This window comes from Williamsia maris, from assembly GCF_024171815.1.
GTDB classification, from domain to species: domain Bacteria; phylum Actinomycetota; class Actinomycetes; order Mycobacteriales; family Mycobacteriaceae; genus Williamsia_A; species Williamsia_A maris.
Genome location: NZ_JAMTCJ010000001.1, coordinates 1,021,720 through 1,040,771 on the forward strand (window position 1 = coordinate 1,021,720; position 19,052 = coordinate 1,040,771).

The following is a 19,052-nucleotide window of genomic DNA, read 5'->3' on the forward strand; positions in this document are numbered from 1 at the left end:
GTCTGTGATGTCACGGGAGAAGCACTCCCGCCGATCCCAGTCGGCTGTCATCAGACGCCTCCGGGAAGTGTGTGGGCGAGCTGCCGCAGCGCCGCGGAAACTCGGTTGCGGTCGCCGGGTGCGATGGAAGTCCATCGCTCGCCGGTGACCGATGGGGTTGCGACGGAGACGATTCGGCCGCGCTGGGTGTCGAACACCGCGATCACGGTCCGCTCGGCCTCGCTGGCCGCGTGCGCGACGATCTCGGTCTGTCCGCTACACGACCACAGTGCCTGCGACAGGATCCGTGCGTCGGTCTCGTCGAGTCCGAGCCGAAAGAATTCCGCGGCGTAGTCATCCGGGTCGGCACAGGCGGCCAGCGCCGAGTCGAGCACATCGCTGGGCTGTCGGATCTCCCGCACCGTGGCGCCGGGGGCCTCACCGATCAGGCGGCCGATCTCGTTCTGGACCAGCGCCGCGTCGTCGTGGGCACGGAGTTCACGGGTGGAGAACTGTTCTCCGTTGCGCGTCAGCATGAATCGGCGGTCGGCGACACCGACCAGGCAGACCCTGAGGATCTGCGTCGCGTCGACCCGGCGCATCTCGATCATCCAGTCCGGGGCGACCGCGGCCTCGAGTGCGCCGCGGACGTCGAGGTCGACGTTACCGAGCTCGTCCAGCTCGCCCTCGCGAACGAGACTTCTCCGGGCCGACTCGAGATCGGCTGCGGGCGCGGTGTCCTCGTCACGTGCTTCGATCCGCAGAACCGCGGGCATCGCCTGGAGGGCGAGCGCATCGCAGAGCGTCAGCATCTCGTCGAGGGTGAACTCGTGGACCGTGTCGAAACCGATGACCGTCACGCCTCCCCCCGATCCGTGACCCCGATGACCGACGGCGCCGCTGAGGTCGTGCCGGTCGGCACGACTTCCTGTACAGAATCATAGTTCGTCGCGGCAACCACTGTCGCATCAGAATTCGATCCCTGCGCGATACCGGCCGCGGGTACGAACGGGGCACCTGCGGGACCGGTGGGGGTGACGGTGGTCCCGTCCACCCCGACGACGACCTTCTCGCCCGAGACCGTGTCCACCCGGACCTCGGCACGCTTTGTCTGACTGACGAATTCGTCGGTCGCACGCAGTCGGCCGCGGGGGCCGCTCATCGCCGCGACCCCCAACATGGCGGCCTGCGCCGCGGCCATCGCGGCACCGTTCGACGCGGCGAGCTTCGCCTCCGCAGCCGCACGCGCCTCGGCGGCGCGGTTGTGGTCGACGAGGTTCTTCGGGGCCTCCGGCGGATGGGCCGGCTTCGACACCGGCGTGGTCGCCTGTTCGTAGGACTCCATCACGCGCGACGCCTGCGCCTTCATCCCGACGGCCTGCTCGTCGAGCCGGGCGATACCGCCCGAGATCAATGCCGACGGCGGCGCGACCACCATCTTCAGGGCCGCCTCGAGCTGGGCCACCCCCGCGATCACAGCGGCGTCCGGCATGGCCGCGACAGCGATCGTGTGCGCGATCGCCTGCCGCTCAGCGGCTTCGGCGTTCTTGCGGGCCATCTCCGAGGTCTGGGCGACCCACGCCTTCAACGACTCCAGCGCCGTGAGCACACCGGGTGCCGCCGACCCCGACCACCCCTCGACGACAGATTTGCGGAGTTGCGTGATCTCGGCGTCGAGGTCTTTGAGCGATGACGCGATCGATGCCCAGGCGAGGCCGGCCTCGAACAACGGCTTGGGTCCGGCGCCCGCCGAGAGATCCCGGCTGAGGCGCTCGGCCTGCCGTGTCTCCCAGCGAACTCCAGTGAACCCGATCATCGTTCTGGCTCCTCATCGTTGTCTCGTCGGTAGGGCGGATGTGTCGTGGTCTCAGATACCGGAGACGTCCTGCGCCAGTGCGGTGTCCGATGCCCCGACCGACGCCGTGCCGTCGCGCAGCGCGGTTGCGACGTCGCGGATGGCTGTCACACCTTTGACGATTTCGGCGTCGAAAAGTTCCGCGGATTCGGAAAAAGATTTCGCGGCGGTCGTCGAGACCTCGTCGGTACCGGCCGGCTTGACCTGAAGCGTCGACCGGTGCTGACCGACGGTGCGCTCGATCTCCGTGGCGATGCTCTCGAGGCGTCCGACGGCCTGGGCGATGTGGTGCGGGTCGACCGAGATGTCACTCATTGCGTCCACTTCCTTGCTGTGTCAACGGTTGCGTCTTCAGGATTCGAGTTCGTCCGGGCTGTCCCAGACCGACTGGGCCACCGGTGCTTCCACCCCACCGAGGACCGATGGGCTCGCGGTGGGCACCTCGCCGACCACGTCGTCGGCGTATCGCGCGTCCACCGGGGTGTCCCGCGAATGGCTCGCGTTCGACGCGCCCGCACCGGCCCCTGCGGCACCCGCCATCGGCATGCCACCGGGCGCCATCGCGGAGGTGGTCGACGCACGGGTGGTCGTGACCTCCTCGGTGGTCGACGAACCGGCGCCGCGGCCCGGACCCACCGGCGAATCGGAGGGACGTGAGCTGAGGGATCCGGTCGGGTTGGTCCCGGCACCGCCGAGGCCGGCCATTCCGCCGACTCCGAGGCCTCCCCCGCCACCGCCGCCGCCACCGGCTCCTGCGGTAGCGGTCTTCGCGGAATCGAGGTCGTGTGCGGAACCGGTGCGCAGTGATGCGGAGCGGGCCGCGAGCGACCCGCCGCCCGCGGCTCCGGCGCCACCGAACGCACCCACGATGGACTGGATGGGCGAGCTGACGGCCTGCACGGCCGTCGACGCCATACCCGGGATCGACGACATCATCTGCGGCGCGGCCGTGATCGGGACCGGGGCACCGGCGAACGACATGTTCGCGGTGTGTGCGGTGAGTTCGGCGCGGGTCTCGCCGACGACCACCATGCCCTCGGCGAGATGCTCGGAGGCCGACGCCATGATGCCCGCGACACCCACCGGCGTGGTGATGAACGGCATGAAGGCCGCCACCGACGCCACGAACTTCGCGATGATCGCCTGGAGCAGGGCCACGCCCTTGCCGACGGTCGCGGTCGCGACTCCCACGATCCGGGAGATGTCGCCACTCTGCGCGCCGGTGGCCACACCGTTGCCGTTGGCCTCGACGCCCTTCGTGATGGCCGCGGTACCGCCCGCGCCGGCCCAGAACGGTGCCACCATCGTCATCGCCTGCGTGCCCAGGCCGGTCACGCTCTCGAAGGCCTGCTGCAGTCCGCTGAGCAACTGGGTGGGATCGAACGGCGCGTTCGCCATGTTCCCCGACCCGAATCCGGAGAGCAGGTCGGTGAGCGGCTTGAACAGCGACGCGATGTCGATGGTCGGCAGCGGAGGGAGATGCGGCAGCGGGGGCAACGGAGGCAGTTGCGGAAGCGGCGGCAGCTTCAACGACGCCAGGACATCACCGACCGGCATGTGCAGCAGCGGAGCGACTCCACTGTGTTCCAGCATGTCCATCACGCTGGGACCGTGACCCGCGGTCGGATCGTGTCCGGGTGCCGGCGCGTGGCCTGCACCCTCGGTCATAGGGTCGAACCCGCCGATCCCAGGTTCTGAGCGGTGTTGTCGTCGCTGTTCTGGTAGCCGGAGGCTGCGCCGAAGGCACCGGCCGCGCTGGACGCGTGCACACCGACGAGCGAGGCCGTCGACACCGCGTTGGCGAACTGGGCGCCGGCGAAGCTGGCCAGGAAGTCCTGACCGATGAGCCCGAAGATCGGCACCATCACGGCCACGTTGGCCGCGAGGTCCATGGCCCCGGCGCTCTCGATCGCTGTGCCGATACCGGCAACTGCGGTGCCGTAGGCGCGAACTGCGTCCGGATGGACGGATATATCAGTCATCTGAACCACGACCCCCTGAAGTCGTTGATCGCCGGACGCTTGTCCAGCTGTTGCTTCCGGAAAGGAGAATAACCGACATCCGACCACTATTCCACGTGATCGTTAGAGACGTTCATCATCTTCCCGGTTCGTCTTGCCACATCAGATGCGTCGGACGTCGGATCGGTTCCACGCGGACCAAAGTTTTTTTCCGCACACCCCTGTGGAAAACCGGATGTGGAGGCGTGGCGCGGTCGGCGCGAGGTGCCATCATGGTCGCGTGGACAGGTACATCGACAGCGATGACAACTGGGATGACGACGACTGGGGCGATGAATCGACCCCCGAGGACGCGGCGTCGGACGACGCGTCCGACACCGACGGCGACGAACCCGAACACTCGCTGACCACGGTCGGACGGGCCGCCACCCCCACCGGGTCTATAGAGGTGCGGACCACGTTGAACGGGCTGCCGACCTCGATCCACATCGAGAGATCCGAGATGGACGGGTCCGCGGCGAAACTCGCCAAGACCATCCTGCTGCTCTGCAAACAGGCCGGGACCCGGGCGGGGGCGACGCAGCGGGCGGCCCTGCTGCGCGACGGTCACACGCTCGAGGCCGTGTCGTACACGGGACTACCCGGTGAGCGAGAAGCAGCCGAGATGGACCGTCACGTCGATGAGTACTTCGAGGGCGACGAGACCGGAACGTGGTTGAGGCGGGTATGAGCGACCAGAACTTTCCCCCACCGGCACCGATTCCTTCGAGCCCGCCGATGCCACCGACGTTCCCGATCACCTTCGACGACATCGAGGCCAGTGCTCGGCGCGCGCTAGACCGCCTGCAGTCGGCGACCGAGGCGATCTCCGGGATCCGCGCCGAGCACTCCGACCCCGACGAACTGGTGACGGTTGTCGTGTCGGGGACCGGTGAGCTGCTCGAACTGCGGATCAGCGACGACGCGATGCGGAAGACGCCCGAAGCGCTCGCGAGTTTGATCGTCGAGACGGCCGGCGCCGGTGCGGGTTCCGCGTTCGGCAGCCTCGGAGAACAGGTCCGGGCGTTCACGGACTCGTCGAACAGCGATCCCGGTCCGATGGGCGCCATCCGATACGGCGACGGCCCCGCCTGACCGGTCCTGCGGCCCGTAGGGCAACGCCTCAGGACCCCTCGGGCACCTGCTCGTGGACGCGCATCCGCTCGGCGAGTTGGGTACGGGCGCGGTTGAGTCGCGATTTCACGGTCTGCACCCCGACGCCCTGATGTTCGGCGATCTCGTTGTAACTCATGTCGCCGAATTCACGCAGCACGATCGCGACCCGGAACTCCTCGGGTATCTCGGCCAGAGCCACCCGCAGCTGGTCACGGATCGCGAGGCGGTCGTCGAACGCGACGGATCCGTCGTCGTCGAGCAGCACGGGCCGATCCGGGTCGTTGAAGTCCACGGTGTCGGTCTGGGGCTTGCGCTTACGGACAAGCGCTAGTGCGGCATTCGCCGCGACCCGGTGCAACCAGGTGCTGAAACGGGCCTCACCACGAAACTTGTCCAGGTGCTGCCAGGCGGCGATCAGCGTGTCCTGGACCGCGTCCTCGGCGTCCTGGCGGTTGCCCGCGATGTTCAGACACACCGCCCACACCCGGTTCTTGTGCATCCCGACAAGTTCGGCGAATGCGTGCTGGTCCCCGTTGCGGGCCTGCATCAACAGTGCGGATTCGTCCATCGCGGATCAGCCGTGCCAGTCGTGGTCGGTCGCGTGGTCGTCGTGGTGATCGTGACCCGCGGACGAGTGGTCACCGACATCGTCGTGTCCGTGGACATCGACCGTGACGTCGTCGTGCGGGTCGTCGGTGATGTGGTCCACCGGGTGATCGTCGCCCCCGTGGTGAACCGCTTCCACGACGTCGCTGGTGGGATCGACCGGCACATCGCCGTCGTCGTCCATCTCGGGGACCAACGTCGGATCCGCGGTCGGGGTGTCCGGGTCGAGGGCGACCTCGAGCGCGGCGCCCCAGACCGAGTCGGGGATCGAGTACTCGTCGGCGACATCGATACCCAGCGAACTGAGCACCGACGCATCGTCATCGGCCATGGGTGTTCCTCTCTCCGAGAAGCGCGATCGTCACCGCGGCCTGCCACATCCGAACCGGCACCCGGTAGTCACGATCTACTCGCAGGCCGAGTTCGTCGAGCAGGGACCGCGCATCGGTTCTCGCCTCGTCTCCCGGAGAGCATAGTTCGGGACCGCCGGCCGGCCGCGGTGATGGATCGCTCATGGAGTGTCAGATGCGTACGGGGTGCGCGAATGTTCCCACGCGTCAGGAGATGAGACCGGCCCGGCTCAGGAACGTCTTGCCCTGCTCGACCCCCGCCAGATTCCAGGCGACGACCATCAGGAACTTCGTGTTGTCCGCATAGGACGCCATGTACGAGCCGCCACCGAGCGACTTCTCGATCGACGCCGACGCGGTCGTGGCGGCGTTCTCCACCAGGGTCGCGGTGCCCTCGGTGTTCCCCTGCCGGTTGCGCACCACCGCCTTGCGGGCGGCCCCCTCGTCGACCGAGACGGTCACATACGGGTCGTTGGAGGGGTTCGACTCGGGGTTGGACACCCCCAGACCGGCTATCGTCCGTGCTCCCGGCTTGAAGAAGCAGCGGACGATCACCCCCTGGTTCTCGGTGAACAAGCTGTTCTGGCACTTCGTGAGGTCGTCCCCGAGCGTCGCGGGCAGTGCCGCGAGCACCTGCTCCTGCGTCGTCGCCAGGGAGACGGCGGCACCGGACGACGAGACGGCCGACACCGACGGTTGTGCGGCAGGCGAGTCGTCGCCCCCGCCTCCTCCGGACAGCGTCACCGCCGCGACCGCTCCGACCGCGACGACCACCACGGCCGCCCCGGCGATCAGCAGTCCACGACGTCGACCGCCTGATCTGGTCGGGGACGTCTCGTCCGGACCGGCGTCCGTCCAGCCCCGTGGCGCCCGAGCAGTCGGCCCGGTCGGCGCCGCCGTGCGGCCACCGAGCTGATCGGTCGGCGCCGTCGGGAAGCGATCACCCATGACCCTGTCCGCGCCGGGGATGTTCGGTCGGTGCGGTGAGGAGGACAACCACGAACTCAGCGCACCTTGAGCGACAACGGTTTTCGGGTCGTCGAGGGTCGCCACCGGACCGATGTCCTGCAGCGCGCGATGCACCAGCGGGATCCGCGAGGTCCCGCCGGTGAGGTAGAGGGCGCTGAGCTGATCGCGGCGGGTGATGCCGGCGTCGGCGAACGCCGATCGCGTCAACGACACCGCGACACCGATCGGTGTCGAGATCAGCTCGTCGAACTCGTCCCTGGTCAACTGGAACGTCTCGTGGAACCCGCCGCCGGCGGCGGTGATGGTCGCCGACGGGGTCTCGGACAACAGTTCCTTCGCACGACGGATGGAGTCGTCGAGTTGGTGTCGGATCCCGACCGGGGCATCGCGTCGCAGGTACTCGAGCAGATCGGGGTTGCGCGCCTCGAGCTGCTCGTCCACCCACTGCCGGATGAGTGCGTCGAAGTTCTTGCCGCCCAGACCGTTGTCGCCCCGGGCGGCCAGGACGGTGAAGGTGCCGCCGGCGTTCTTGCTCAGCACGGCGACGTCGAGGGTGCCGCCACCGAAGTCGAAGACCGCGATCTTCGCGCCGTCGGCGAGGCGGTTGCTGCGTGCGTAATGTGCTGCTGCAGCTCGTGGTTCGGAAACAGTCGTGATCGCGTCGGGTCGCATGCCCGCCACGGCCGCCGCGTCGGTGAGAGTCCGGATCTGTGACGGCGACCATGCCTCGGGGTGCGTCAGGACCAGATGTGCGGGCATCTGACCGGCGTGCAGGGCCACCGCGCGGGAGAAGACCGTCCGCAGCACCGCGGCGATGGGTGCGGAGGTCGGGACGATGAACCCGTTGACCGCCACCGACGGTTGTCCGACGAGCCGCTTGGGCGCCGGGATGTAGGCGGCGGGGTTGCGTTGGGCCTCGTTGGCGGCATGCTCTCCCACCGCGATCCGGTCGGGCGCATCGACGAACACACCCGAGGGCATCAGGTTGCCCGCATGCGACAGCGACAACGACTCGATCGCACCGCTCAGGGCCGCGGAATGGGCGGCAGCGGTGTTCGACGTACCGAAGTCGATGCTCAGGAACCAGTCGTCAGACGACATCGGGGAGATCCTCTCGGGTGATGTGGACCGTCACAGATGACCGGTGGTCATCAGCGACGTGTAGGCACGGATGACATCGACCAGGGCGGCGTCCTCGGCGGCGGTCATGGTCGCCGACGCCCGTCCCTGCGCGGTGGCGAGTCGTTGCCGGGCATGGCCACGGACGTGGTCGATGGACGCGTCCGGCGGGAGACCGACGCACGCGGCCGGACTGCGACCGGTCAGCAGGGTGCGCAGTTCGTCGACGACGGGACTGCGCGGGTCGGCGACGAGAAGCCTCTGCAGGTCGCCGAGCAACCCGACGCGCAGCATCGCGGGTTCGCTGCGCATGGCGTAGGCGATCGACCGGATGGGCTCGCGGGCCGGGTGGGTGTAGGCGAGCTGGTCGACGCGATCGAGTACCCGACGCGCACGGTTGAGCACCGCGAACTCGCTGAGCGAGGTCCGCAGGACCTGCTGCAGCGCATCGATTCCGGAGTTCGCCGCGAGCCACTGGTTGAGGGCGGCCGCGCCGCGGGTCGCCACCTGCCGACCGTTGAGGACGCCGTACTCACCGACCAGGTCGAGGAGACGGTCGCGGACGGCGGGGGTCAGCGGACCGGGACCGTCGGACTCGAGGGCGTCGATCAAGTCCAGTGGCCCCATTCCGGCGAGCGATGCCAACGCCCGCGCATCAACCTCCCCCAGCGCCCCGGTGTGGCTGGTCTGGGCCATCAGACCCGAGATCGGCACGACGGTCGACACCGTCTGCGCGAGTTCGCGACTCATGTGGGCGGCGTGCTCGACCGCGTGCTGCAGCGGATCGCGACGGCCGAGCGCGCCCTCGCCGAAGCTGTCGGCGCGGGACAGCACGCCGAGGGTGTTCAGCGGCGACAACGGGAGTTGCTTCAGGAACTGCAACTCGTCGGCACGTGGGGTCGAGTCGAACAGGAACACCGCGGCGTCGGCGTCCACCGAGGCCGTCCGGGTCTGCTCGAACCCGTCGATGAGAACCCGACGTGTCGCCGCCTCGTTCTTCGTCGTGAGGGTCGCGAGACCGGGGGTGTCGATGAAGGTCAGGTCCCGGATCGCGGCCGACGGCAACCACCGGTGGAGGTAGGCGATCTGCTCGTCGGGGATCGGTAGTGCGCCGGTCCGGCCGGGCACCACGGGTACGGGGTGTCGGGTGCCGTCGAGCGCGACCACCTCGGCCCGCGACGGCGCACCGTCGGAATAGACCGCCACCACACGCGTGGCCTCGAGAGCCGCGGTCTCGGCCACGGGCGCGCCTATCAACGCGTTGACCAGTGTCGACTTACCCGCCTTGAGCCGTCCGACGACGACGAGTCTGGGCGGCGCCCACAGACTCGAGCCGATCGCGTTGGCGTGGCCCACGAGGTCGCCGCCGAGTGATGCCAGCGCGCGCAGACCGCGGTCGAGGACCACGTGCACCGGGTCGGACATCATGCCGCTCATCGGGTTTCCGCCATCTGTTGGAGTCGGGCGAGCATCCGCTCGGTCTCGTCGAGGCGCTTGCGGATCACGTCGCGGTTGTTGCCCAGCCGCTTGAGATCCTTCTCGCGGCGGGCGGCGTCGGCGCCGGCCGCCTCCTTCGCCACCGTGATCTGACGCTGCAACTCCTCCATCGAGGTGCGCAGGTGGTCGCGGTAGCGGACGATGATCTCCGGCCGGGCCTGCGCGATCGCCATCTCCAGCAGTCGCGCGGTGACCGTTCGTGTCAGCGCCATCGTCTCGCGCAGCCAGGTCAACAGGTTGGTCTTGCCGGTTCGCATCGCCCGGAACCCCAGGTTCACGCCCACCCACAGCGTTCCGACCACGGCCCCGACACCCAGCGCGGCCGACAAACCGATCAGACCCCCGATGGTCGACGACCCCATCACGCCCATGGTCAGCAGGGTCGGGTCGAACAGTCCGTGTCGTTTGCTGCCCACCTGCGGACCGTCGATGGACTGCCCCTGCAGCGACCCGACGATGCGTCCACAGATCTGCTCCCACACCACGTTCGAGTGGAAACGCGGAGCGACGATGGTCGAGTACAACTCGCCGAGGAACCCCGACATGGTCGTCGCCAAGGCCTGCTGCAGCTCGCTCTGCATGTCGGCGGTGAACTTCTGCGGGCTGTTCCGCAGGACCTCCATGCCGTTCTTGTTTATCCGGGTGGTCCACCGGTCACGGATCTCCTCGAGCCGGCGGTCGCTGTCGTCGATGGCCCTCTGCCGCAACTCGATCAGGTCCCGCGCGAGGTACTGCTCCCACTCGCGGCTCTGTTCCTTGAGCGACTGCAGCTCCTCGAGCTGCGACGTCAGGTCGGGAAGGGTGTCTCCCCGCCCCTCGATGGCCAGGTACTCGGTGTCGACCCGCCGGGCGACGGTCAGCAGACCCTCGCGCGTGGTCCGCAGGGCGTCGATCGCGGGCAGCTGCGCGGCAGAGTCCAACCGCTGCAGGATCTCCGTGCGCAGGGCCGTGATGCCGGATGCCTGCTCGGCATGATCGCGATCGGGGCCGGGGGCCATCTCCGACGCCATCACCGCACGCAGGCTCGACACCCCGACCACGGTCACCTCACGGTCGAGATGATCGGCCAGCAGACGCCGGTTGTCCTCGACGATCGCCTTCCAGCGGCGAATGTTCTTGTCGGTCTTGGTCACCGCCACGATCAGGGCGTCGACCGATGCGCCGGCGTCGCGGATGAAGTCCATCTCCGGTGCGGTCAGCGGGCTCGAGGCGTCGCACGCGATCACCACGACGCAGGCCTGCTGCGCGGTCTGCGTCGCCAGTGTCGCCATCGCCGGGTCCAGGCCGCCCACCCCGGGCGTGTCGACGATCGTCACGCCGGGTAGCGCGGTGTCGGTGACGGGGATGGATGCCCGGGTCGGGAGCGAGGCCACGTTCGGGTCGCGGACGTACCGACCGTCGACGGTGACCCAGTCGGGCAGCGTGCGCAGCGGGACCTGTTCGGTGCGGTCGGGGAACAACAGGTCGGCGGTGCCGTCGAGCGGCGGGTCGTCGGTGGGGCACACGCTGATGGCCACGGTGGTCGCCACGTTCACACCCACCGGCGAGAGGTCGCGGCGCCCGACGAGCGCATTGACCAGAAAACTCTTGCCGCGCTTGACCTCACCGACGACCACGACACTGCGTAGCTGACCATCACGTGCCGCCTTCCGGGCCGCGAGATCGGCCACATCGTCGAGTTTGTAGGCGCGCAACACCGATGCCGCAGCACCGAGGACCTTGGTCGCCTCGCCGGCGGGATCCTCGCCGGGCAAGGCGTCACGCGACGCAGACTCGTCGCTCATCGACACCACCCCGTATCTGTTGACTCGGCCCGGCCGCGTCGGGCTCGACACAGACAGTAAATCGCATCACCGGTGAGCAATCCGTCGTCACATGGGATGCGACCACCGCATGCGTTTGTTCCCGGGCGGCGACGACGACTCGCGGCCGCCGAGAAAAGACGATTTCGATGCCGGGGAACATTCCGGGTGGGTGTCTGCATCTGATGCTGTGTCCGAGTCGATACCGACTCCCCGCACCACACCCCGAGGAGATTTTCCGATGAGCACCAAGCAGATGGACACCAACCACGACGGCACCACCGATGTGGTCCTGACCGACATCGACAACGACGGCACCACCGACTACGTCGAGGCCGACACCAACGGTGACGGGATCGCCGATGTCCGGGCCAGTGACACCGACGGCGACGGCCGGATCGATGTCATGGTCACCGACACCGACCACGACGGACGCTACGACCGCCAGGTCGTCGACGCCGATGGCGACGGCCGGCCTGATGCCACCAGCAGCGTCGACCTCCGGGCCAACGCCCTGTCGGGCGCGCAGCCCACCTCGACCAGCAGCGACAACGACTCGACGAGCAGCGCCAACGACTCGACGTCGGAGGGGTACCGGTCCACCGACTCCTACAGCAGCCGCTCCACCACCACCGAGTCCTCGACCACCTCGACCCACGACTCCTCCACTTCCAGCCCGACCACAACCGCGGGACAGGACCAGAGGTGGGAGCTCGACACCGATCACGACGGCACCAACGACGTGGTGTTGACCGACACCGATCACGACGGCGCCGCCGACAAGGCGTCGTGGGACACCGATGGCGACGGACGCATCGACGTCGTGCAGGTCGACGCCGACGGCGACGGGACCTGGGACCACAAGTACGTCGACACCAACCACGACGGCCGCACCGACATCGAGATCCGCGACACCGACGGCGACCACTACTACGACACCGCCCGCATCGACACCGACCACGACGGCTCCGTCGATTACTCCACCTCGAACTACACCGACCCCGCACCCCAGACCGAGGTCCACCTCGACTACCAGGCCAACGACCACGGCCACGACACCGGATCCGGCAGCTTCGCCTTCTGATCCGACCCCAGGCACCACGGTTCGGCGACCGGGGATGACCGGTTGCCGAATCGGTGCGACCATCTACCGACCACATCGAGGAGAACTTCCATGCGCGCGAGAACCCTCCTGGCGACGGCGGCCGCGATCACCTGCATCACCGGCCTCGCCGCCTGCACGTCCACCACCGACGGCATCGGTGTCGCCGCTTCGTCGGGAGCACCGGGATCGACGTCCCCGTCGTCGTCGGCCGCCGCGGTCAACACCGCTCAACTCGACACCGGTACCTACCCGACGTCGCCGTCGGCCCCCTTCGGTTTCGCGACCGCACCCGACCCGGAGATCGTCGGTGCCGAGGGACAGCGCCTGGCTGAGTTCGTCACCATCCCTTCGGAGATCGATCCCGAGATGACCGAGATCGGGCTACCCACAGGGGTCGTGTTCGGAACCGGCAGTCTGAAGTCGGTCTTCGCCTCACAGGCCATCGCCGACGCCGCCGGCGTCAAAGGTCTCGTCACGGGCTTCTTCACGTCGGCGGGTCAGCCGAAGAAGAAGATCAGCGACAAGACGAGGTCGTTGACGCAGCTGGTGCTGCGGTACAACTCGCCGGCGGCGGCGAACGCGGCAGCAATCGCGATGAACCGGGCCTCGATCACCACGCCTGCCCCAGGCGGCGACACCTTCGCACCCACCACGATCAGGGACCTTCCCGGGACCCTGGTGAGCCGCGCCTCCGGTCGATCTCCCGAGATGCGGTCGTTCACCGCGCACAACAGCTACGTCATCTCCACCGGCGTGGTGGTCCCACCGGGGCAGGAGAACGCGATGGAGTCGATCATCCGCACGGCGGTCGCGCAGCAGGTTCCGCTGATCGATCGCTTCCCCGCGACGCCGATCGTCCCGGGGGTGAAATCGCGGATCAAGCTGGACCAGAACAACATCCTGATCTACGCCATCCCGGAGACCGAAGGACAGATGCTGGGCGGACTCACCCGCGGTGTCTACGGGCCGCGCGGCATGTCCAGTCTGTACGGCCCGTCCGTGTTCAAGGCACTGCAGGACAACGGTTCCGAACACAACGCGGTGTGGCACTCCACAGTGTCCCGGGCGTCCACCGACGATGGCGCCGACGCCATCGAGAAGAAACTGGTCGACGCCGACGTGGCGAACGGCTACACCCGAAGCGATTCTCCGAAGGGGTTGCCGACCGCGACCTGCCTCACCGAGGACACCGCGACCGGCCAGGAGAACAACTGCTACGTCACCGTCGGGCGGTACGTCGGCTCGACCTACGACCGCGACATGTCCAAGGCGAGACAGATGATCTCGGCGCAGTACCTGATCCTCACGAAGGCCGACCAGACGGCGAACTGATCAGGGCGCGGCCACTGGGGTCTCCGGCTCAGATGACCTCAGTGGCCGGCGCCGATCTCGATCAGCAGCACCCCGGCGACGACCAGGGCGATGCCGAATCCCATCACCTTGGTGAGGGCCTCGCCGAACAGGTAACGGCTCGCGACGGCGGTCAGCGCGACACCGGTCGCCGCCCAGATCCCGTACGCGACACCGAGCCCGACACCGTGCGACAGCGTCAACGACAGGAACACGAACGACAGCAGGTAGCCGACCGCGACGGCGATGTACCAGAGGTTCTTACCGCCGGCGGCGGCCCGCAGCGCGAGGGTCCCTGTCACTTCCGAGCCGATCGCGACGACGAGGAACGCCCATCCGCTCACGACGGGTCGACCGATTTCCCTGCGCGCAGGCCGGATCCCAGTTCGATGCAGAGGACTCCGCCGATCACGAGGACCATGCCGGCGGCCATGACCACGGTGACCGTCTCCCCGAACAGGACTGACGACATCACTGCGGTCGCAGCCACCCCGAGGGCGCCCCAGATGCCGTACGCCACCCCGAGCGGGAACCCGCGTCGCAACACCCGGTCCAGCAGGACGAAGGCGGCGAGGTAGCCGACCACCACAAGCCCGTACCACCCCGGATGATCCAGAGCGGCCTTCAAGGCAAGTGAACCGGCGACCTCGGAGACGATGGCCGCGCCGAGGAACAGCCAGGTGATCACCGGGTCAGGCCATCGCGCCGAGCACGGCTTGCGCCAATTCGGGCCGGCAGATGACGAGGTCGGGAAGGTAGACCTCGGACTGGTTGTAGACCAGCGGCGATCCGTCGATGCGGCTACACCACAGACCGGCCGCCTGCGCGACCGCGACCGGGGCCGCCGAATCCCACTCGTACTGACCACCGGCGTGGACGTAGGCATCGGCCTCGCCGCGCACCACCGCCATCGCCTTGGCGCCCGCCGAACCGAGCGGCACCGCAACGCCACCGATCGCCGTCGCGACATCGTCGGAGAACGTGGGCGGACGCGATCCGCTGACGACCACCCGCGGCACGTCACCGCGCGGCGTCGACATCAGCCCGACGGTGGGTGTCACTGCCCCGGAACCGCTGTCGTAGGTGACCTCGAGGGCCGGTAGCGACACCGCACCCACAACGAGCCCCTCGTCGGCGGTCCAGAGCGCGACGTGCACGGCCCAGTCGGCGTGGCCCTCCATGCCGTACTCACGCGTCCCGTCCACCGGGTCGACGATCCACACCCGGGACGCCTGCAGCCGGCTGCGGTCGTCGGCCGACTCCTCCGACAGCACCGCGTCGTCCGGTCGCCGCTCGGCCAGCTGCGCGAGCAGCCAGTCGTTGGACTGCTGATCGCCCGCGTCGCCCAACTCCCTTCCGGACAGACCACTGTCGCGCCGCAGCCGCACCAGCAGCTCACCGGCCCCGGTGGCCAGTTCGGCGGCGAGTGCGATGTCGTCGTCGAACCCCGGCGTGCTCACAGTCCGAGGTTCCGGATCACGGCGTCGGCGACCTCGCCGGGAGAGCCGTCGGCGGGGGTCACCACGAGTTCCGCGGTACTGGGGCGCTCATACGGCGAGTCTATGCCGGTGAACTGTTTCACCTCGCCTGCCCGCGCTCGGGCGTAGAGCCCCTTGGGGTCTCGTCGCTCACACTCGTCGAGCGGTGTGTCGACGAAGACCTCGTAGAACGACAGTTCACGGGCGGCGTGGATCTCTCTCGCTCGTTGGCGCTCGTCGGCGAACGGGCTGATCAGCGATACGATCGCGATGGCGCCCGAGTCTGCGAACAGCGTCGCCACCTCGGAGGTACGACGGATGTTCTCGCGCCGGTCGTCGTCGCCGAAACCGAGATCCGAGTTGAGCCCGTGGCGGAGGTTGTCACCGTCCATCAGATAGGCCGGCCGGCCGGCCGCGACGAGTCGGCGCTCCAGTTCGACTGCGATGGAGCTCTTTCCCGATGCCGACAGGCCGGTCAGCCAGATGGTCCCGCCGCGGTAGGGGCGTTGGTCGGCCGACACCTTCGACCCGTGCCACACCACGTTGCTGTCCCGGGCCACCGGACCGGTGATCATGCCGGCGCCGACGGTCTTGTTGGTCGCCTCGTCGACGAGGATGAAGCTGCCGGTCTCCCGGTTGCGTCGGTAGCCGTCGAACATCAGCGGCTGCTGCGAGTGCAGGGTGATGCGGCCGATCTCGTTCAGCGACAACGATTCCGCGTTCTCGTCACGGTGCAGCGAGTTGACGTCGAGGCGGTAGGCGACCGAGCTGATCTGGGCGCGGGACTCGGTGGTCGTGGAGGCGATCAGGTAGCGGTTGCCCTCGCGGAGTTCGCCGTCCTCGGAGAACCAGCAGATCATCGCGTCGATGTCGCGGCCGACGTAGGGGCGATTGTTGGGGCGGGCAATCATCTCGCCGCGCGCCACGTCGATCTCGTCGGCCAGCGAGATCGAGACGGCCATCGGTGCGAACGCCTCGGTGACCTCGACTCCCCCTGGTCCCCAGATGGATTCGATCGTGCTGCCGAAACCGCTGGGCAACACCACCACGTCGTCGCCGGGTTTGAACGTGCCACCGGCGATGGTGCCCGCATAGCTGCGGTGATCGGATCCGTCACTGCGCTGCGGGCGGATCACGTACTGCACCGGCATGCGGGCGTCGATCAGGTTGCGGTCCGACGCGATGTGCACGCCCTCGAGGTGGTCGAGCAGCGGGCCGCCGTGATACCAGGGCATGTTGACCGAGGTGTCGACGATGTTGTCGCCCAACAGCGCCGAGACCGGCACGAAGGTGAGGTCGGTGACGTTGAGTTTGGAGGCGAAGGTCGCGAACTCGTCGCGGATCTCGTCGAAGCGCTCCTGCGACCAGTCGACGAGATCCATCTTGTTCACCGCGAGGGTGAGGTGCGGGATGCCCAGCAGCGACGACAGGAACGCGTGCCGCCGCGTCTGTTCGAGCACGCCCTTGCGGGCGTCGATCAGCACGATCGCCAGGTCGGCGGTCGAGGCCCCGGTGACCATGTTCCGGGTGTACTGCACGTGCCCGGGGGTGTCGGCGATGATGAATTTGCGTCGCGGCGTGGAGAAGTACCGGTACGCGACGTCGATGGTGATCCCCTGCTCGCGCTCGGCGCGCAGGCCGTCGGTGAGCAGCGCGAGGTTGGCGTACTCGTCGCCGCGCTCGGCACTGGTCCGTTCGATCGATGCCATCTGGTCGGCGAAGATCGACTTCGAGTCGTAGAGCAGGCGGCCGATGAGGGTCGACTTGCCGTCGTCGACGCTGCCCGCGGTGGCCAGCCGCAGGAGTTCCTTGCCGCCACGCAGGGCGGCGGTCTCCGTCCGCAGACGGTCGGCGGAGATGGACATCAGAAGTACCCCTCTTTCTTACGGTCTTCCATGCCCGATTCCGAGATTCGATCGTCGGCACGCGTCGCGCCGCGTTCGGTCAGCCGGGTGGCGGCGACCTCGTCGATCACCTCGGCCACCGTCGCGGCCGTGCTCTCCACGCAGCCGGTGCACGTGGCGTCTCCGACGGTGCGGAAGCGCACGGTCTCGGTGTGCGACTGTTCGCCGTCGGCGATCTCGAGGAAACGCGTCTTCGCCAGCAACATCCCGTCGCGGGGGACGACCTCGCGCTGATGCGCGTAGTAGATGGACGGCAGATCGATCGACTCCGCCTCGATGTACTGCCAGATGTCGAGTTCGGTCCAGTTGCTGAGCGGGAACACCCGGATGTGCTCGCCCTTGGCGTGGCGCCCGTTGTAGAGGTTCCACAGTTCGGGGCGCTGCGCCCGCGGGTCCCAGGCACCGAATCGATCGCGGAAGCTGAACACCCGCTCCTTGGCCCGCGCCTTCTCCTCGTCGCGCCGGGCACCGCCGAAGACCGCGTCGAACCGGTTCTCGGTGATGCCGCGCAGCAGAGCCGCGGTCTGCAGACGGTTGCGGCTGGCGCCGGGTCCGGTCTGCTCGACCACACGGCCGGCGTCGATGTCGTCCTGCACGCTCGAGACGATCAACCGCACCCCGGTCTCGGCGACCACGCGATCCCGGTACTCGATGACCTCGTCGAAGTTGTGCCCGGTGTCGACGTGCATGAGCGGGAACGGGATCGGCGCGGGCCAGAACGCCTTGCGCGCGAGGTGGAACATGACCACCGAGTCTTTACCACCCGAGAACAGCAGCCCCGGCCGCTCGAACGTGGCCGCCACCTCTCGGAAGATGTGGACCGATTCGGCCTCCAACGCACTCAGATGCGACAGCTCATACCCGATCTGGGGCACTGACGACTCCTCACTCGATCACTGTTGTCGACCCTCGGCCACGTCCCTGCGTCCATCGAACACCGCACGCCGGCAAACCTTGCAATGTCGGTTATTCGACACTACCGTTCGACAATATGACACTGAATGTAGGTGGCGACGACGCCGATCGTCAACCGGTATCGGCACCGACCCGTCGCGTCGTGTCGGTCATCGACCATCTGGCCGACGACGTGTCGGCGCGACCGACGCTGGCCGACATCATCCGCGCCACCGACATGACCCGGGCGACCGCGCACGCCGTGCTGACCCAGCTCTGCGCCGACGGCTGGACCGTCCGCGACGACTCGGGACGCTTCTCACTCGCCCCGCGCTTCCTCGCCCGCATCCGCCACGCCGCAGGCGCCCAACCGCTGACCAGCGCGGCCCGGCCCGTGCTCGCCGACCTGCACCGCCGCATCGGGCTCCCCGTCTTCCTGTCCGAGCGTGACGGCGAGTTCATCCAGATCACCGAGATCGCCGGCGACATCGGCTGGGCCACCCCGGGGACCCGCCTGCCCATCACCGCCCCGCTGTGCCGCGAGTACATCGCGTGGGCGGGTGGACGCGAGCAGACCGAGTGGTTGTCCACCGCGCCACCGCCCAGCCGCAACCGGCTGGCGTCGCTGCTGGCGGTCATCCGCGAGCGCGGCTACAGCGTCGAGCGCCTCGGCCCCGAGGCGACCGAGGTGATGGCGACATTGCGGGCGGTCCACCTCACCGAGGCGTCGCAACCGGTCCGGCGACGGCTGGCCGATCTGCTGATGGACCTGATGAACTCCGACTACCGCCCCGAGGACCTCGACGGCGACGTCCGCGCGCTGTCGGTGGCGGCTCCGGTGCGCACCGAGGCCGACCGCGTGGCGCAGAACCGGGTGACGTCGTCGATCGTCGCCTGCCCCGGCACCCCGCTGGGCGGATCGGCCCTCGCTGCGCTGGTCGAGGAGCTGCAGGCTGCGGCCGTGGAGATCGAGCGCGCGCTCCTGCGGTGAGCTTTACCAACCAAGCACTTGCTAGGTAGGGTCGACG

Annotated in this window: 20 protein-coding genes; 5 read left to right on the plus strand and 15 right to left on the minus strand. The window is 68.3% G+C overall.

All coding sequences use genetic code 11. The annotated features are described in order from the left end of the window. Positions 1–50: 50 nt before the first annotated feature. The 5 genes from LX13_RS04795 to LX13_RS04815 form a co-directional block, all read right to left on the minus strand. Positions 51–839, minus strand: a complete 789-nt coding sequence (locus LX13_RS04795) for an ESX secretion-associated protein EspG (protein ID WP_253660140.1) — start codon at positions 837–839, stop codon at positions 51–53. Next, positions 836–1,795 (minus strand): PPE domain-containing protein, encoded by a 960-nt coding sequence (locus tag LX13_RS04800; RefSeq protein ID WP_253660141.1) that lies wholly within the window; start codon positions 1,793–1,795, stop codon positions 836–838. Before LX13_RS04800 ends, LX13_RS04795 begins: the two co-directional genes overlap by 4 nt. A 51-nt stretch (positions 1,796–1,846) precedes the next feature. After that, on the minus strand, positions 1,847–2,149 hold the full coding sequence (locus tag LX13_RS04805; RefSeq protein WP_253660142.1) for a WXG100 family type VII secretion target: 303 nt from the start codon (positions 2,147–2,149) through the stop codon (positions 1,847–1,849). A 36-nt stretch (positions 2,150–2,185) separates the two neighbouring features. After that, entirely contained in the window at positions 2,186–3,427 is a 1,242-nt protein-coding gene (locus tag LX13_RS04810) for a hypothetical protein (protein WP_253660143.1), read from the minus strand. A 71-nt stretch (positions 3,428–3,498) separates the two neighbouring features. Then, complete coding sequence (locus LX13_RS04815; protein WP_253660144.1) at positions 3,499–3,816, minus strand: type VII secretion target; 318 nt, start codon at positions 3,814–3,816, stop codon at positions 3,499–3,501. Between the two features lie 259 nt (positions 3,817–4,075). Between LX13_RS04815 and LX13_RS04820 the strand changes: the two genes are divergently transcribed. Continuing rightward, positions 4,076–4,525 (plus strand): hypothetical protein, encoded by a 450-nt coding sequence (locus tag LX13_RS04820; protein WP_253660145.1) that lies wholly within the window; start codon positions 4,076–4,078, stop codon positions 4,523–4,525. 47 nt (positions 4,526–4,572) lie between these two features. Beyond that, positions 4,573–4,929: a YbaB/EbfC family nucleoid-associated protein gene (locus LX13_RS04825; RefSeq protein WP_253660146.1), complete on the plus strand. Its 357-nt coding sequence runs from the start codon at positions 4,573–4,575 to the stop codon at positions 4,927–4,929. 28 nt (positions 4,930–4,957) lie between these two features. Here LX13_RS04825 and LX13_RS04830 read toward each other — a convergent pair whose 3' ends face one another. From LX13_RS04830 to LX13_RS04850, 5 genes are all read right to left on the minus strand, one after another. Continuing rightward, positions 4,958–5,518, minus strand: a complete 561-nt coding sequence (locus tag LX13_RS04830) for an RNA polymerase sigma factor (RefSeq protein WP_253660147.1) — start codon at positions 5,516–5,518, stop codon at positions 4,958–4,960. A gap of 6 nt (positions 5,519–5,524) precedes the next feature. Continuing rightward, complete coding sequence (locus LX13_RS04835; protein ID WP_253660148.1) at positions 5,525–5,887, minus strand: hypothetical protein; 363 nt, start codon at positions 5,885–5,887, stop codon at positions 5,525–5,527. Positions 5,888–6,113: 226 nt separating this feature from the next. Further along, positions 6,114–7,976: an Hsp70 family protein gene (locus tag LX13_RS04840; RefSeq protein WP_253660149.1), complete on the minus strand. Its 1,863-nt coding sequence runs from the start codon at positions 7,974–7,976 to the stop codon at positions 6,114–6,116. A gap of 30 nt (positions 7,977–8,006) precedes the next feature. Continuing rightward, positions 8,007–9,431 carry a GTPase gene (locus LX13_RS04845; protein WP_253660150.1) on the minus strand — a complete coding sequence of 475 codons (1,425 nt, stop codon included), beginning with the start codon at positions 9,429–9,431 and terminating at the stop codon, positions 8,007–8,009. After that, positions 9,428–11,275, minus strand: coding sequence for a dynamin family protein (locus LX13_RS04850; protein ID WP_253660151.1), 1,848 nt, complete (start codon positions 11,273–11,275; stop codon positions 9,428–9,430). The genes LX13_RS04845 and LX13_RS04850 overlap by 4 nt, the downstream gene beginning before the upstream one ends. Before the next feature lie 259 nt (positions 11,276–11,534). Between LX13_RS04850 and LX13_RS04855 the strand changes: the two genes are divergently transcribed. After that, positions 11,535–12,377 (plus strand): hypothetical protein, encoded by an 843-nt coding sequence (locus LX13_RS04855; RefSeq protein WP_253660152.1) that lies wholly within the window; start codon positions 11,535–11,537, stop codon positions 12,375–12,377. 90 nt (positions 12,378–12,467) lie between these two features. Further along, entirely contained in the window at positions 12,468–13,730 is a 1,263-nt protein-coding gene (locus tag LX13_RS04860) for a DUF7373 family lipoprotein (protein WP_253660153.1), read from the plus strand. A gap of 38 nt (positions 13,731–13,768) precedes the next feature. Here the strand turns inward: LX13_RS04860 and LX13_RS04865 are convergent, their stop codons facing one another. The 5 genes from LX13_RS04865 to cysD are packed head-to-tail and all read right to left on the minus strand — an operon-like array spanning position 13,769 to position 18,005. Then, the gene (locus LX13_RS04865) at positions 13,769–14,092 is read right to left on the minus strand and encodes a DMT family transporter (protein ID WP_253660154.1); all 324 of its coding nucleotides are present in this window, start codon (positions 14,090–14,092) and stop codon (positions 13,769–13,771) included. Beyond that, the gene (locus LX13_RS04870; protein WP_253660155.1) at positions 14,089–14,436 is read right to left on the minus strand and encodes a DMT family transporter; all 348 of its coding nucleotides are present in this window, start codon (positions 14,434–14,436) and stop codon (positions 14,089–14,091) included. Before LX13_RS04870 ends, LX13_RS04865 begins: the two co-directional genes overlap by 4 nt. A 4-nt stretch (positions 14,437–14,440) precedes the next feature. Then, positions 14,441–15,208, minus strand: a complete 768-nt coding sequence (locus LX13_RS04875; RefSeq protein ID WP_253660156.1) for a 3'(2'),5'-bisphosphate nucleotidase CysQ — start codon at positions 15,206–15,208, stop codon at positions 14,441–14,443. Beyond that, on the minus strand, positions 15,205–17,091 hold the full coding sequence (gene cysC, locus LX13_RS04880) for an adenylyl-sulfate kinase (RefSeq protein ID WP_253660157.1): 1,887 nt from the start codon (positions 17,089–17,091) through the stop codon (positions 15,205–15,207). The genes LX13_RS04875 and cysC overlap by 4 nt, the downstream gene beginning before the upstream one ends. After that, the gene (cysD, locus tag LX13_RS04885; protein ID WP_253660158.1) at positions 17,091–18,005 is read right to left on the minus strand and encodes a sulfate adenylyltransferase subunit CysD; all 915 of its coding nucleotides are present in this window, start codon (positions 18,003–18,005) and stop codon (positions 17,091–17,093) included. Before cysD ends, cysC begins: the two co-directional genes overlap by 1 nt. A 116-nt stretch (positions 18,006–18,121) precedes the next feature. Between cysD and LX13_RS04890 the strand changes: the two genes are divergently transcribed. Beyond that, positions 18,122–19,015 (plus strand): helix-turn-helix domain-containing protein, encoded by an 894-nt coding sequence (locus tag LX13_RS04890; protein WP_253660159.1) that lies wholly within the window; start codon positions 18,122–18,124, stop codon positions 19,013–19,015. Positions 19,016–19,052: the final 37 nt, after the last annotated feature.